Below are 13,649 nucleotides of genomic sequence, written 5' to 3'. Positions count from 1 at the left end.
AGAACTCAGACCTACACTCCCAAAAAGACCACCGGAGACACCCATGAACGCGCCAGCTGAAGCGGCTGTGATCAAGCAGCACCTGATAGACCCTGAAATCTGCATCCGCTGCAACACCTGCGAGGCGATCTGCCCGGTGCAGGCGATCACGCACGACTCGCGCAACTACGTGGTTGACGTGGACAAGTGCAACTGGTGCAACGACTGCATCTCGCCGTGCCCCACCGGCTCGATCGACAACTACCGCACCATGCCGCGCATCAAGGCCTATTCGCTGGCCGAGCAGCTCAGCTGGGATAACCTGCCGGCTGAACTGTCGGCGGCCGAACGCGCCGCACTCGTGGGCGATGCAGTAGCTGAACCGGCCACCACCGAGACCGAAGCCGAAGCCGACCCCGCCGTTGAAACACCCGTCGACCCCACCGGCCAGGACACCTTCAAGTCCGCCGCCTACGGCGCCACCATCCCGCCCTGGAGCGCCGCCCACGCCTACACCAACCTCTACGGCCCCAAGGCCGCGCAGAAGACGGTGACCGCCACCGTCACCGGCAACGTGCGCGTGACCGAAGTGGGCAAACAGGCCGGCCACGACTACGACACCCACCACATCGTGCTCGACTTCGGCGGCATGCCCTTCCCGGTGCTCGAAGGCCAGAGCATCGGCATCGTGCCGCCCGGCACCGATGCCAAAGGCCGGCCGCACCACGCGCGCCAGTACTCCATTGCCAGCCCGCGCAACGGCGAACGCCCGGGCTACAACAACCTCTCGCTCACCATCAAGCGCGTGCTGGAAGACCATTCGGGTCAGCCGGTGCGCGGCGTGGCCAGCAACTTCATGTGCGACCTGCAGGTGGGCGACCAGGTCGAGGTGATCGGCCCATTCGGCACCAGCTTCCTGATGCCCAACCACCCCAAGTCCAACATCGTCATGATCTGCACCGGCACCGGTTCGGCGCCCATGCGCGCCATGACCGAGTGGCGCCGGCGCCTGCGCGCCTCGGGCAAGTTCGAGGGCGGCAAGCTGATGCTGTTCTTCGGCGCCCGCACCAAGGAAGAGCTGCCGTACTTCGGCCCCCTGCAGAACCTGCCCAAGGACTTCATCGACATCCACTTCGCCTTCAGCCGCACGCCGGGTGCGCCCAAGCGCTACGTGCAGGACGCGATGCGCGAACGCGCCGCCGACCTCGCCGTGCTGCTGCAGGATTCCAACACCTACTTTTACGTGTGCGGCCTGAAGAGCATGGAAGAAGGTGTGGTGCTGGCGCTGCACGACGTGGCCAACCAGGCCGGTCTGAACTGGGACACGTTGGGCGCTTCGCTCAAGCGCGAAGGGCGCCTGCACCTGGAAACCTACTGAGCGGGCATGAGCAAAAAAGCGCTCAGCCTCTGAAGCCTCGCCGGGCCATGCGTCCGGGCCTCGGGTTTTCCCGCGCAAGACACCAAGGGTGCTGGGGTGAACCCGGTGGGTCGTGCGGCGCCGCTGGGCGATGGCTTACATTGCGGGTCTGCCCATGACAACCGAACCCATCCAGACCTCAACCCCACACCGCCCGGCCATCGAGGTGGATGTGGTCATGCGCCGCGAACCCGTCAGTGGCCCCATGAGCCGCTGGCAGCCCTGGCGCTGGGTGCTCGCCGATGTGCTGCCCTGCGGCAGCCCCGAAGACACCGGATCCGCCACGCCCGACACGCTGCACGAGCCGCAGGCCGTCGAGCCCTTGCAGCCCGCGGCCGATCCGTCATCCACCCACTGGCTGTTCCCGCGCTTTCGCGTCGAACTGTTCCGCGATGACGCCGAAGGGTATTTCCTCAACCTGAACAGCCCCCAGCCCTGTTTCTGGGTCGTCTGGCGCGCCGACGAGGAGCGGCTGCTCGATGGCGAGCCCATGGCGGTGCCGCAGACCGTGACGCTGAGCTACCACGACGCCGGGCGCTGGCTCGACGCGCAGGAGCGTGTGGACCAGGTCGCGGCGGCCGACGAGGTGGTGGACTGGCTGCGCGCTTTCGTCGATGCCACCTACCAGCCCGAACCCAAACGCCGCAAGCGGCCCGACAGCTTCAAGCCGCTGACCGACCGCTTCGGTCAGCCAGTGCGCATCTCCACCGAAAAACACGGCACAGGTCCGAAACCATGACACTTCGCATCGGCATCAGCGCCCGTCTGCTGCACCACCCCCCGGCCGGTCTGGGGCTGCCGCAGAAGCGGCTGCAGTTTCTGGAAAGCACGATGGCGCACTGGATCATGGCCCACCGCGCTATCGCGCTGATGGTGCCCTTCGTCGACGAGGAGAGCCCCTTGTCGGCCAACCGCGCGCCCATGACCGAGATCGTTGACCTGCTCGACGGGCTGGTCTTGCAGGGCGGCATCGACATCTGTCCGGAGGCCTATGGCGAAACGCTGCGCGACCCGGCCTGGGCCGGCGACGCCATCCGCGACCGCTATGAGCTCAATCTGCTGCGCGGTTTCGTGGATGCGGGCAAGCCGGTGTTCGGGGTGTGCCGGGGCGCACAGCTCATCAATGTCTATTTTGGTGGCAGCCTGGTGCAGGACATACCGTCTCAGCGCCCCGGGGCAACCCACCACCAGGACACCACGCGCTACGAACGGCTGATACACGACGTGCAATTCGAAACCGGCTCCACGCTGCACCGCCTGTACGGCAACAGCGCGCCGCACCGTGTCACCAGCATCCACCACCAGTGTGTGGACCGGCTGGGCGAGGGGCTGGTGGTGGAAGCCATCAGTACGCAGGACGGCATCATCGAAGCCATCCGCCACACCGGTCCTGGCTATGTGTTCGGTGTGCAGTGGCATCCCGAGTTCCACCTCACGCCGGGTGAAGAGATGCAGGGCCTGCTCGACAGTGGTCCGATGATGATGGACTTTCTGCGCGCCGCGCGCGCCCGGGCCGACCGCCACCAGAGCGGCGCGGCCGAGGTGCACCCCGGCCTGCCCCTGCCTGCGCGAACATGACGTCCGAAGACGACAACTTCTTCTCGCGCTGGTCGCGCCGCAAGGTGCAGGTGCGCACCGGGCAACCCTTGCCCGCCGAGCCGCCGGCGCCCGAGCCCGTGGCGGCCGTGGCACCGGTGGTGGCACCGGTGATTGTGCCAGGTGCCGTCGACGGTCTGGTGCCGGCCGGGTTGCCGCCCACGCTGCCCGCCGAGCCGGCAGAACCGCCGCCCGCACTCACGCTGGACGACGTGGCCCGCCTGTCGCTGGACGGTGACTTCAAGCCCTTCGTGGCGCGCGGCGTGCCGGCGGACGTGCGCAACGCCGCGGTGAAAAAGCTCTTCACCGACCCGCACTACAACGTGATGGACGGGCTCGACATCTACATCGACGATTATTCGAAGCCCAGCCCGCTGTCCGCCGTCGAAATGGCCAAGATGGTCGGCGCACAATTCCTGAAACTGGTGGACGACCCCAACGAAGTGAAAACCCCGGCGGCGGCCTCCATTGCCGCCGTCCAAGAACACGCCGCAGAGCCCGAAGAGGCTCAGGCACCCCAGGCCGGTGCGCCCGAACAGGTCGCCCAGCCGGAACCACAAGAAACCCACGATGACCACGCTGATCTGCAACTGCAACCAGACCATGCCCCTGAACCCCCAGGCCCTGGGCCAGGCGCTGGATGAAGACCTGACCCTGCACACCACGCTCTGCCGCCGCGACGCACCCGCCTTCCAGAAGGCCTGCCGCAGCAGCGACGAGCTGGTGGTGGCCTGCACGCAGGAAAGCCGGCTGTTTGCCGAACTCTCGGAGCAGACCGAGGGCGCGGTCTCTCTCGATGTGCGGCCGATCCGCTTCGTCAACATCCGCGAGACCGGGGGCTGGGGCCGCGAGGCCGCGATGGCCACACCCAAGATGGCTGCGCTGCTCGCCGCCGCCCGCCTGCCCGACGCCGAACCCGTGCCCACGGTGACCTACACCAGCGAAGGCCGGCTGCTGATCATCGGGGCGCTGGAAGACGCCGAACGCGCCGCCGGGCTGGTGAGCGATGCGCTGGACGTGACCCTCATGGCCGTGGGTGGCGCGGGCATGCAGGCGCGCCGCTACCCCGTCATCGGCGGTGACGCGCCGCACATCAGCGGCTGGCTCGGCGCCTTCGACGTGAGCTGGACCACCCGCAACCCGATCGACCTCGACCTCTGCACGCGCTGCAACGCCTGCATCGCCGCCTGCCCCGAAGACGCCATCGGCCTGGACTACCAGATCGACATGGACCGCTGCCGCTCGCACCGCGCCTGCGTCAAGGCCTGCGAAGCCGTGGGGGCCATCAACTTCCAGCGCGAGCCGCAGACACACAGCGACAAGTTTGACCTGGTGCTGGACCTGCGCAAGACACCGGCCTTCAGCCAGCACGCGCTGCCGCAGGGCTACATGCACCTGCCTGGCGGCCTGAACGATGCGGCGGCCATGCAGGCGCTGATCCAGCTGCGCGACCTGGTGGGTGAGTTCGAGAAGCCGAAGTTCTTCACCTACAAGCAGAAGCTCTGCGCCCATGGCCGCAACGAGAAGGTGGGCTGCAACGCCTGCGTCGACATCTGCTCGGCCTCGGCCATCAGCAGCGACCTCAAGCGCAACCAGATCATCGTCAACCCCAACCTCTGCGTCGGCTGCGGCACCTGCACCACCGTCTGCCCCACCGGCGCGCTGAGCTACGCCTACCCGCGCGCCAGCGAGCAGGGCGTGAAGCTGCGCACCCTGCTGGCCACCTACGCCAAGGCGGGGGGGAGAGACGCGGCTTTTCTGCTGCACAGCCAGGAAGCCGGGGCCGCACTGATCGGCGATCTGGGCCGTGCCGCCGCGCTCGACAAATCGGTGCGCGGCGTGCCCGCGCGCGTGATCCCGCTGCCGCTGTGGCACACCGCGTCGACCGGGCTGGACGTGTGGCTCACCACCTTCGCCTACGGTGCCTCGCAGGTCTGGGTGCTGATGACCGGCGAGGAAGCGCCACAGTACCGCGACGCGCTGCGCGAGCAGATGGCGGTGGCGCAGGCCATCGTGAGCGGCCTGGGTTACAGCGGGCGCCACTTCAAGCTGATCGAGGCCCGCGATGCACGCGACCTGATGGCGCTTGACGTCGAACTGGGCGAAGCGCCGGCCCAGGGCGTGAAGCGCCGCGCCAGCTTTGCGGTTCAGGCCGAGAAGCGCGCCACGCTGGAACTGGCCCTGGACCACCTGGTGCAGGACAGCTCCACGCACGCCCGCGCCGCCGACACCATCGAACTGCCCTCGGCCTCGCCGCTGGGCACGATCAGCGTCAACCAGGACACCTGCACCCTCTGCCTGAGCTGCGTCAGCGCCTGCCCGGCCAGCGCGCTGCAGGACAACGCCGAACGCCCGCAGCTGCGCTTCATCGAGAAGAACTGTGTGCAGTGCGGCCTGTGCGAAAAGACCTGCCCCGAAAAAGCCATCACCCTGCAGCCGCGCCTGCTGCTCGGCGAGCAACGCAAGCAGCTGCGCGTGCTCAACGAAGCACAGCCGTATCAATGCATCCGCTGCAGCAAACCCTTCGGCACCCTCAAGGGCATCGAAGTCATGCTGGCCAAGCTCGGCGGCCACGCCATGTTCCAGGGCGAGGCGCTGGAGCGCCTGAAAATGTGCGGCGACTGCCGCGTGGTGGACATCTATTCGAACCCGGGCGAGACCCGCATCACCGACCTGTGACCATGAACAACCAGATTTCCGTGTCTTCTGCGCTTGACGAGGAAACCGCCCGCGCCGAAGTCTATGGCCTGTTGGCCGCGCTGTATTACGCCGCACCGTCGCCGGCGCTCATGGCACAGCTGCGCGTGGCCGTGACCGAGGCGCCCGCAGCGGGTGGTTTTCTCGAAGAACCCTGGCGCGAAGTGGTGGCCGCGGCGCGTGCGATCGACGATGCAGCCGTGGTGGCCGAGTTCGACGCCCTGTTCGGCGGCGTGGGCCGGGCCGAGGTGTTTCTGTTTGGTTCTCATTACCTCAGCGGTTTCCTGAACGAAAAGCCGCTGGCAGCCTTGCGCAGCGACCTCGCAGCGCTCGGGCTCGGGCGCGATGACACGATGTCGGAAACCGAGGACCATTTCGCCTACCTGTGCGAAGTCATGCGCTACCTGATCGCGGGCGACGAGGTCGAGGTGGCCAACCTGACGCAGCAGCAGAAGTTCTTTGTCACCCATGTGCAGCCCTGGGCACCGGCGATGTGTGACGCCATTGCGGCCCACCCCAAGGCGCGCTTCTATGCCGCACTGGCGGGGTTCACGCGCGCCTTCATCGGGGTGGAGACGCAGGGGTTCGACATGCTGGCCTGATCCCGCGGCCGCGCAGGATCACGCAACGGCACCGGGGCGGCCATCGTGGGTTCCTGCCCGCGCGGCGTCGGGTGCCCGCGGCTCGGTCAGCAGGCGCACGCTGAATGTGGCGCCGCGGCCGTCGCTGCGATTGCTTGCCGTGATGCTGCCACCGTAGCGTTCGAGCAGGCCCTGGCTGATCCACAGGCCGAGGCCGTTGCCATCGTTCTTCGTCGTGAAGAAGGGCCGGAACAGCCGCTCCTGCACGGCGGGGGCCAGCCCCGGTCCGGTGTCCTGCACGCTCAGTTCGGCACCGCAAAGGGCACTGTCCGCGGTGCACCAGTCCGTTGTCGCCAGCCGCAGCGTGCCGCCCTCCGGCATGACCTGGATGGCGTTGATCAGCAGGTTGATGATCACCTGCTGTAGCTCCTGCCGGTTGAAGCCCACGCGCTGCGTGGCCTGCAGCTCGCGCACCACCTCGATGCGGGTCTGCGCGAGCAGGTGCGCCACCAGTACCAGGCTGTCATCCACCGTGCGGTTGAGATCCAGGCTTTCCACGTAGCCCGCGTATTCGGTGGGGCGCGCGTATTGCAGCAGCTGCGTCACGATGATGCGCATGCGCTCGACCTGTTCGTCCAGCAGCCTGAGTTCGCTCTGCACTGGCCGGCTGTGTTCGCCCAGGGTTTCCCGCATCAGGTCCAGGTTGCCCTGCATCACGGCGATGGGGTTGTTGATCTCGTGCGCAATGCTGGCGGTGAGCTGGCCAATGGCCGCAAGCTTCTCGCTCTTGACGAGTTGCTGCTGCGCCAGTTGCAGCGAGGCGTTGCTGGCTTCGAGTTCGCGCGTGCGGTCGGCCACCTTGTGGTCGAGCTCTTCGCCCCAGCGCTGCAGCGCGTGCGTCTTCTCGTCGATAGCGTCGAGCAGTTGGTCCAGGTGGCCGGCGAGCGCGCCGAGTTCGTCGCGCGCGGGCAGGGCGCCGACGCGCGCCCGGTTCTCGCCGTCTTCGACGCGCTGCATGGTCTGGTTCATCTGTTGCACGGGCTTGAAGATGCTGCGCGCCCAGCGCACCGAAAACCAGGCCGACACCGCCATGACGGCGAGAAAGATCAGCCCCATCACGCCGATCATGGCCAGGCGAACGAGTCGGAACGGTGCTTCGAGGTAGCCCACGTAGAGCATGCCGATGCGCTGCCCGGTGGCGTCGAGCAGCGGGTCGTAGGCCGACACATACCAGTCGTTGACCACAAAGGCGCGGTCCAGCCAGGTCTGGCCTTCTCCCAGCACGCGGTCGCGCACGGTCTGGGAGACGCGGGTGCCGATGGCGCGCTGGTCCTGGAACAGGCGCACGTTGGTGGTGATGCGCACGTCGTCGAGGAACAGCGTGGCCGTGCCTTCGCTGCCGAAGGGCAGGGCGCCGTCGGGGTAGACGATGCGGTTGATGTGGTCGATGAAGTCGAGGTTCTGGTTGAGCAGCAGACCGCCCGCCAGCAGGGCGGTGGTGCGCCCCGCAGCGTCGCGCACCGGTTGCAGCGAGATCACGACCATGGCGCGGTCTTCGGTGGTGCGCGCATCGGGGGCGGCGTTGCGCGTGGGCACCAGCGGGATGTGCAGGCGGGGCATTAGCTGCGGCGCCATGCGGGCGATGGCCATGGTGTCGAGGCGCATGAGGCGCGCCGATCGCGATCCGGGTCCCAAGGTGGCTTCGGGCACCAGGCGCTGGAGCTCCAGCGGCAGGGCGGCATGCGGGCCGTTGTCTTCGGCACTGCCGAGCGGCTGGCCGTCGGTGCCGTAGAGCAGAAGGAAGTCCAGCCCAAGCCCTCGCCGGGCCTCGCTCAGGCGCTCGCGCAACGCCGCATCGGTCTGGCCTTGGGAGACGGTCTCGGACGGCTGCATGGCGCTCAGCAGCCGCTGCGAGCCGGCCACGCCGCGCGTGCCGCTGCCGACCTCAATCAGCACCTGGTCGAAATAGCCGCGTGCCACGGCCAGATCGCTGCGCACCTTGGTGATGAGCAGGCGGTCGTAGGTGATGTTGCTCCAGACCGCAATGGCCAGCACCAGCAGCGGGAACACCACCAGCAGCGGCAGCAGCGCCATCGCCAGCAGTTTGTTGCGCACCGAGGTGGCGAGCCAGCGGGGCTTGTAGCGGATCATGCCGGGTCAACTCCGGCGCGAAGTGCCCCCTCCAGGAACCCGGCAGAACCGGCTTTGCCAGGCCGCATCGGGTTGTCCCCTTGGTGGGGTCGCGCGAAGCGCGGCGGGGGTGCCTTCACAAGGTGTTCCATTCGGCCACGCGCCGCTCCAGCGTGCGCCGCGAAACGCCCAGCAACTGCGCGGCGCGGGTCTTGTCGCCCAGCACCGAGTCCAGCACCGCGAGGATGTGGCGTTTCTCCAGCGTGTGCAGGTCGGTCGGGCCCGCGCCGGGGGTGATGGCCTGCCGGGGCGTGTCGCCCGGGTAGAGCGCCGACACGTTGAGCGAGCCCAGGATCAGCGAACGTTCGACCAGGTTGCGCAGCTCGCGCACGTTGCCGGGCCAGTGGTACTGGCGCAGGAAGTCCATTTCCGGTTCGCTGATCTGCAGCGGCGCCACGCCGAGCGCGGGCGCGAGCTGGCCCATGAAATGCTCGACCAGCGGGGCGATGTCGTCCTTGTGCTCGCGCAGCGGCGACAACGTCAGGTCCACCACCTGCAGGCGGAAGAAGAGGTCTTTGCGGAAGCGGCCGGCCGCCACTTCATCGGCCAGGCGGCGGTTGGTCGCGGCCATGATGCGCAGGTTCACCGGCATCAGCTGTTCGCTGCCCACCGGGCGGATCTGCAGGTCTTCGATGGCGCGCAGCAGCGTGGCCTGGATGGGCAGCGGCAGCTCGGCGACTTCGTCGAGGAACAGCGTGCCACCCTGCGCGTAGTGGAACAGGCCGTCGCGTGCGCGGGTGGCGCCGGTGAACGCGCCTTTGGCATGGCCAAAGAGTTCACTCTCGATCAGCTCGGGCGAGACCGCCGCGCAGTTCACCGGCACGAAGGGACCGGCCGCGCGCGGGCCCTGTGCGTGCAGTTCGCGCGCCACGAGCTCCTTGCCCGTGCCCGATTCGCCCTGCAACAGCACCGTGCTGTTCACCGGCGCCACGCGGGCGATGGCTTCGCGCAGCTGCTGCATCGCGGTGGAATCGCCGACCAGCGCCGGGCCGCCCATGGCCAGCGGCGCCACGGCGCGCTTGAGCACGAAGTTCTCGCGGCGCAGGCGCGAGCGCTCGTAGCAATGTTTCACGGCGTTGAGGATCTGCGGCACCCGGAAAGGCTTGAGGATGAAGTCCGAGGCACCGGCGCGCAGGGCCTCGATGGCGGTGTCCAGATCGGCAAACGCGGTGATCAGGATCACCTCGCCGGTGAAGCCTTGCTCGCGCAGTTCCTTGAGCCAGCGCACGCCGTTCTTGCCGGGCAGGGATATGTCGAGGATCACCAGATCGGCGTGGTGGCCACGCAGCCATTCCGCGCCTTCTTCGGCGCTGCTCGCGCTCATCACGAACTGGCAACGCGGGGCGAGGGTCTTGACCAGGAAGTTGAGCATGCCCTGTTCGTCGTCGACGATCAGGATCGACCAGTCGGGCCAGCCTTCGAGGTTCTTTTCGGGGAAGGGGGTGAATGAGGTGGGTTCCACCGCGGAGGATTCTACGGATAAAGCCGATCAAAACACTGGGTCATTGACCAATACACGACACCTGGACACGGGTTGACACAGCGGTCGTGATGGTCGGCTTGCGACAACTTGTCGCAAGCGGCTTGGACAGCTTGACGCGGGATGCGAAGCATCACGGCAACGGTATACGGGTTATCCCTGAAATTCAGCAGAGGTGCTGGGCTGTCACGCCCATGGTGACGGGCTATCTGCCAACACTGTCGCCGGATGCTTCATAAGCAAACACTGATGGCACGATTTTGGCTATGAATTTCGAAGCAGTCACCGATGCTGCAGCGCCGCATACCACCCGCATGGCAGGGTTGGGCATACCCCTGTCAAGAGTGTCAGGTCTCGCTTGCACAGAGTCGGTGCGCCGGTTAGATTCGCATATGCAAAAAGCCCACAGGTCGTTACATCCGGCGCCCTTAGGGCTTTCGATCAACCAGGAGACATGCATGAGCAAGCCCCTTCCCGAGGCCCCTCAAGGCCGCACCCGCCTGAACCGCCGCCGGCTGTTCGCCGGCGCTTCCACCGTGGGGGCCCTGGCGGCGGTCGCCACCCTCCTGCCCCGCGTGCAGACCGAAGAAACGGCCGAAGTGGCGGCCCGGCCGGCGCCTGAAAAGGGCGGTGGTTACAGCTTGTCGGACCACGTCAAGCAGTACTACAAGACCACCCAGATCTGAGCCAGCAGGAGAACCCCATGTTGCTGACCAAAAAATCCTCCACGCCCGGCGCCCACGGCGCCCGTGCACAAACCTCCTTCGTCCACAGCCTGCAGCGGGGCCTGTCGGCCGCGCTGCCCACCATGGACCGCCGCGGCTTTCTGCGCCGTTCCGGCCTCGGGGTCGGTGTGGGTCTGGCCGCCACGCAGCTCACGCTGGTGAAGAAAGCCAAGGCCGCCGAAGGCAAGTCCATCGACGGCACCGGCAAGATCGAAGTCAAGCGCACCGTCTGCACCCACTGTTCGGTGGGCTGCGCCACTGACGCGATCGTTGAAAACGGCGTCTGGGTTCGCCAGGAGCCGGTGTTCGATTCGCCGATCAACCTCGGCGCCCACTGCGCCAAGGGCGCCGCCTTGCGCGAGCACGGCCATGGCGAGTACCGCCTGCGCTACCCGATGAAGCTGGTCAATGGCAAATACCAGCGCATCAGCTGGGACGTGGCGCTCAACGAGATCACCGCCAAGATGAACGAGCTGAAAGAGGCCAGCGGTCCCGATTCGGTGTACTTTGTCGGCTCTTCGAAGCACAACAACGAGCAGGCCTACCTGCTGCGCAAGTTCGTGAGCTTCTGGGGCACCAACAACTGCGACCACCAGGCGCGCATCTGCCACTCCACCACGGTGGCCGGCGTCGCGAACACCTGGGGCTACGGTGCGATGACCAACTCGTACAACGACATGCAGAACAGCCAGTGCGCGTTGTACATCGGCTCCAACGCCGCAGAAGCGCACCCGGTGTCCATGCTGCACATGCTGCACGCCAAGGAAAACGGCTGCAAGATGATCGTGGTCGATCCGCGCTTCACCCGCACCGCGGCCAAGGCCGACGAGTACGTGCGCATCCGCTCGGGCACCGACATCCCGTTCCTGTTCGGTCTGCTGCACCACATCTTCAAGAATGGCTGGGAAGACAAGCAGTACGTCAACGACCGCGTCTATGGCATGGACAAGGTGCGTGAAGACGTGTTGGCCAAGTGGACGCCGGACAAGGTGGAAGAGGCCTGCGGCGTCAAGGAAGAGCAGATGTTCAAGGTGGCGAAGATGCTGGCCGAAGCCAAGCCCGCCACCATCGTCTGGTGCATGGGCCAGACGCAGCACTCCATCGGCAACGCCATGGTGCGCGCGTCGTGCATCCTGCAGCTGGCGCTGGGCAACGTGGGCAAGAGCGGTGGTGGCACCAACATCTTCCGTGGCCACGACAACGTGCAGGGCGCCACCGACGTCGGCCCCAACCCCGACTCGCTGCCGGGCTACTACGGCCTGGCCGCCGGCTCGTGGAAACACTTCGCCAAGGTCTGGGGCGTGGAGTACGACTGGATCAAGTCCAAGTACGCCGAAGGCATGATGGAAAAGCCCGGCATCACCGTCTCGCGCTGGATCGACGGCGTGATGGAAAACAACGAGCTGATCGACCAGGGCCCGAATCTGCGCGGCATCTTCTTCTGGGGCCATGCGCCCAACTCGCAGACGCGGGGTCTGGAGATGAAGCGGGCGATGGACAAGCTCGACCTGCTGGTGGTGGTGGACCCGTATCCCTCGGCCACGGCGTCGATGGCGGCCATGCCCGGCAAGCCCGAAGACCTCAATCCCAACCGCGCGGTGTACCTGCTGCCGGCGGCCACGCAGTTCGAAACCAGTGGCTCGTGCACCGCATCCAACCGGTCGCTGCAGTGGCGCGAGAAGGTCATTGATCCGCTGTGGGAGAGCCGCAGCGACCACATGATCATGCACCAGTTCGCCGAGAAGCTGGGCTTTGGCGCCGAGCTGTCGAAGAACTACAAGATGCAGAAGGTCAAGGGTCTGGACGAGCCCGTGCCCGAAGATATCCTGCGTGAAATCAACGCCTCGGTCTGGACCATCGGCTACACCGGGCAGAGCCCGGAGCGCCTGAAGGCGCACATGCGCAACATGGGCGCCTTCGATGTGAAGTCCCTCAAATGCAAAGGCAAAGTGGTCGACAAGGAAACCGGCTACGACATGAGCGGTGACTACTTCGGTCTGCCCTGGCCGTGTTACGGCACCGCCGCCATCAAGCACCCGGGCTCGCCCAACCTGTACGACACCTCCAAACACATCATGGAGGGCGGCGGCAACTTCCGCGCGAACTTCGGCGTCGAGCGAGAAGGCGTGAGCCTGCTGGCCGAAGACGGTTCGTACTCGGTGGGTTCGGAGATCACCACCGGTTACCCCGAGTTCGACCACGTGCTGCTGAAGAAGCTGGGCTGGTGGGACGACCTGACCGAGGCTGAGAAAACCGCCGCCGAAGGCAAGAACTGGAAGACCGACCTCTCGGGCGGCATCCAGCGCGTCACCATGGCGCACGGCTGCCATCCGTTCGGCAATGCGAAGGCCCGCGCCGTGGTGTGGAACTTCCCCGACGCGATTCCGCAGCACCGCGAACCGATCTACGGTACGCGCCCCGATCTCGTGGCCAAGTACCCCAGCCATGATGACCAGAAGAACCGCTGGCGCCTGCCGGTGCTCTACAAGTCGCTGCAGCAGAAGAACGTGGACGACAAGGTTCACGAAAAATTCCCGCTGATCATGACCTCGGGCCGCCTGGTCGAGTATGAGGGCGGTGGCGAGGAAACCCGCTCCAACCCCTGGCTGGCCGAACTGCAGCAGGAGATGTTCGTCGAGATCAACCCGGCGGCGGCGAGCGAGCGCGGCATCCGCAATGGCGAGCGCGTCTGGGTGCACACCCCCACCGGAGCACGCATCAATGTGCAGGCGCTGGTGACGGATCGCGTGGGCCCCGACACGGTGTTCCTGCCGTTCCACTTCTCGGGACACTGGCAGGGCCAGGACATGAAGCCGCACTACCCGGATGGCGCTTTCCCGGTGGTTCGCGGTGAAGCGGTGAACACGGCCACCACCTACGGTTACGACATCGTCACGATGATGCAGGAAACCAAGACGACGGTCTGCAATGTAGAGCGGGCATAACCATGACCCCCAAGCTTTTCACTTCGTGTAATGCGCTGC

At 66.5% G+C, this 13,649-nt stretch carries 10 protein-coding genes; 8 read left to right on the top strand and 2 right to left on the bottom strand.

Annotation, left to right across the window (positions count from 1 at the left end; translation table 11 throughout):
- The first annotated feature begins 43 nt into the window (after positions 1-43).
- The 6 genes from boxA (at position 44) to AC0GNO_RS08845 (ending at position 6,291) form a co-directional block, all read left to right on the top strand.
- Positions 44-1,357, top strand: a complete 1,314-nt coding sequence (boxA, locus tag AC0GNO_RS08870) for a benzoyl-CoA 2,3-epoxidase subunit BoxA (protein ID WP_472903758.1) — start codon at positions 44-46, stop codon at positions 1,355-1,357.
- 154 nt (positions 1,358-1,511) lie between these two features.
- A complete protein-coding gene (locus AC0GNO_RS08865; RefSeq protein ID WP_472903757.1) occupies positions 1,512-2,135 on the top strand; it encodes a DUF3305 domain-containing protein in 624 nt (207 codons plus the stop codon).
- Positions 2,132-2,974, top strand: coding sequence for a gamma-glutamyl-gamma-aminobutyrate hydrolase family protein (locus AC0GNO_RS08860; protein ID WP_472887519.1), 843 nt, complete (start codon positions 2,132-2,134; stop codon positions 2,972-2,974). Before AC0GNO_RS08865 ends, AC0GNO_RS08860 begins: the two co-directional genes overlap by 4 nt.
- Positions 2,971-3,636, top strand: a complete 666-nt coding sequence (locus AC0GNO_RS08855; protein ID WP_472903756.1) for a DUF3306 domain-containing protein — start codon at positions 2,971-2,973, stop codon at positions 3,634-3,636. Before AC0GNO_RS08860 ends, AC0GNO_RS08855 begins: the two co-directional genes overlap by 4 nt.
- A complete protein-coding gene (locus tag AC0GNO_RS08850) occupies positions 3,596-5,671 on the top strand; it encodes a 4Fe-4S binding protein (protein WP_472903925.1) in 2,076 nt (691 codons plus the stop codon). Before AC0GNO_RS08855 ends, AC0GNO_RS08850 begins: the two co-directional genes overlap by 41 nt.
- A 2-nt stretch (positions 5,672-5,673) precedes the next feature.
- Positions 5,674-6,291 (top strand): TorD/DmsD family molecular chaperone, encoded by a 618-nt coding sequence (locus tag AC0GNO_RS08845; protein ID WP_472903755.1) that lies wholly within the window; start codon positions 5,674-5,676, stop codon positions 6,289-6,291.
- An 18-nt stretch (positions 6,292-6,309) separates the two neighbouring features.
- Here the strand turns inward: AC0GNO_RS08845 and AC0GNO_RS08840 are convergent, their stop codons facing one another.
- Both AC0GNO_RS08840 and AC0GNO_RS08835 read right to left on the bottom strand, forming a co-directional pair.
- Entirely contained in the window at positions 6,310-8,421 is a 2,112-nt protein-coding gene (locus tag AC0GNO_RS08840; protein WP_472903754.1) for a sensor histidine kinase, read from the bottom strand.
- 115 nt (positions 8,422-8,536) lie between these two features.
- On the bottom strand, positions 8,537-9,922 hold the full coding sequence (locus AC0GNO_RS08835; protein WP_472903753.1) for a sigma-54-dependent transcriptional regulator: 1,386 nt from the start codon (positions 9,920-9,922) through the stop codon (positions 8,537-8,539).
- Between the two features lie 476 nt (positions 9,923-10,398).
- Between AC0GNO_RS08835 and AC0GNO_RS08830 the strand changes: the two genes are divergently transcribed.
- Positions 10,399-10,626 carry a formate dehydrogenase gene (locus AC0GNO_RS08830; protein WP_472890124.1) on the top strand — a complete coding sequence of 76 codons (228 nt, stop codon included), beginning with the start codon at positions 10,399-10,401 and terminating at the stop codon, positions 10,624-10,626.
- A gap of 17 nt (positions 10,627-10,643) precedes the next feature.
- Positions 10,644-13,610, top strand: coding sequence for a formate dehydrogenase subunit alpha (locus tag AC0GNO_RS08825; RefSeq protein ID WP_472903752.1), 2,967 nt, complete (start codon positions 10,644-10,646; stop codon positions 13,608-13,610).
- Positions 13,611-13,649: the final 39 nt, after the last annotated feature.

Source organism: Hydrogenophaga sp. L310 (assembly GCF_055703065.1).
Note: the sequence above shows the minus strand (reverse complement) of the source record. Positions and strands in the feature narration are given on the sequence as shown.

Coding starts and splice junctions, on each gene's coding strand:
- AC0GNO_RS08840 (WP_472903754.1), bottom strand. CDS start 8,421: ATGATCCGCTACAAGCCCCGCTGGCTCGCCACCTCGGTGCGCAACAAA.
- boxA (WP_472903758.1), top strand. CDS start 44: ATGAACGCGCCAGCTGAAGCGGCTGTGATCAAGCAGCACCTGATAGAC.
- AC0GNO_RS08825 (WP_472903752.1), top strand. CDS start 10,644: ATGTTGCTGACCAAAAAATCCTCCACGCCCGGCGCCCACGGCGCCCGT.
- AC0GNO_RS08860 (WP_472887519.1), top strand. CDS start 2,132: ATGACACTTCGCATCGGCATCAGCGCCCGTCTGCTGCACCACCCCCCG.
- AC0GNO_RS08855 (WP_472903756.1), top strand. CDS start 2,971: ATGACGTCCGAAGACGACAACTTCTTCTCGCGCTGGTCGCGCCGCAAG.
- AC0GNO_RS08865 (WP_472903757.1), top strand. CDS start 1,512: ATGACAACCGAACCCATCCAGACCTCAACCCCACACCGCCCGGCCATC.
- AC0GNO_RS08845 (WP_472903755.1), top strand. CDS start 5,674: ATGAACAACCAGATTTCCGTGTCTTCTGCGCTTGACGAGGAAACCGCC.
- AC0GNO_RS08850 (WP_472903925.1), top strand. CDS start 3,596: ATGCCCCTGAACCCCCAGGCCCTGGGCCAGGCGCTGGATGAAGACCTG.
- AC0GNO_RS08830 (WP_472890124.1), top strand. CDS start 10,399: ATGAGCAAGCCCCTTCCCGAGGCCCCTCAAGGCCGCACCCGCCTGAAC.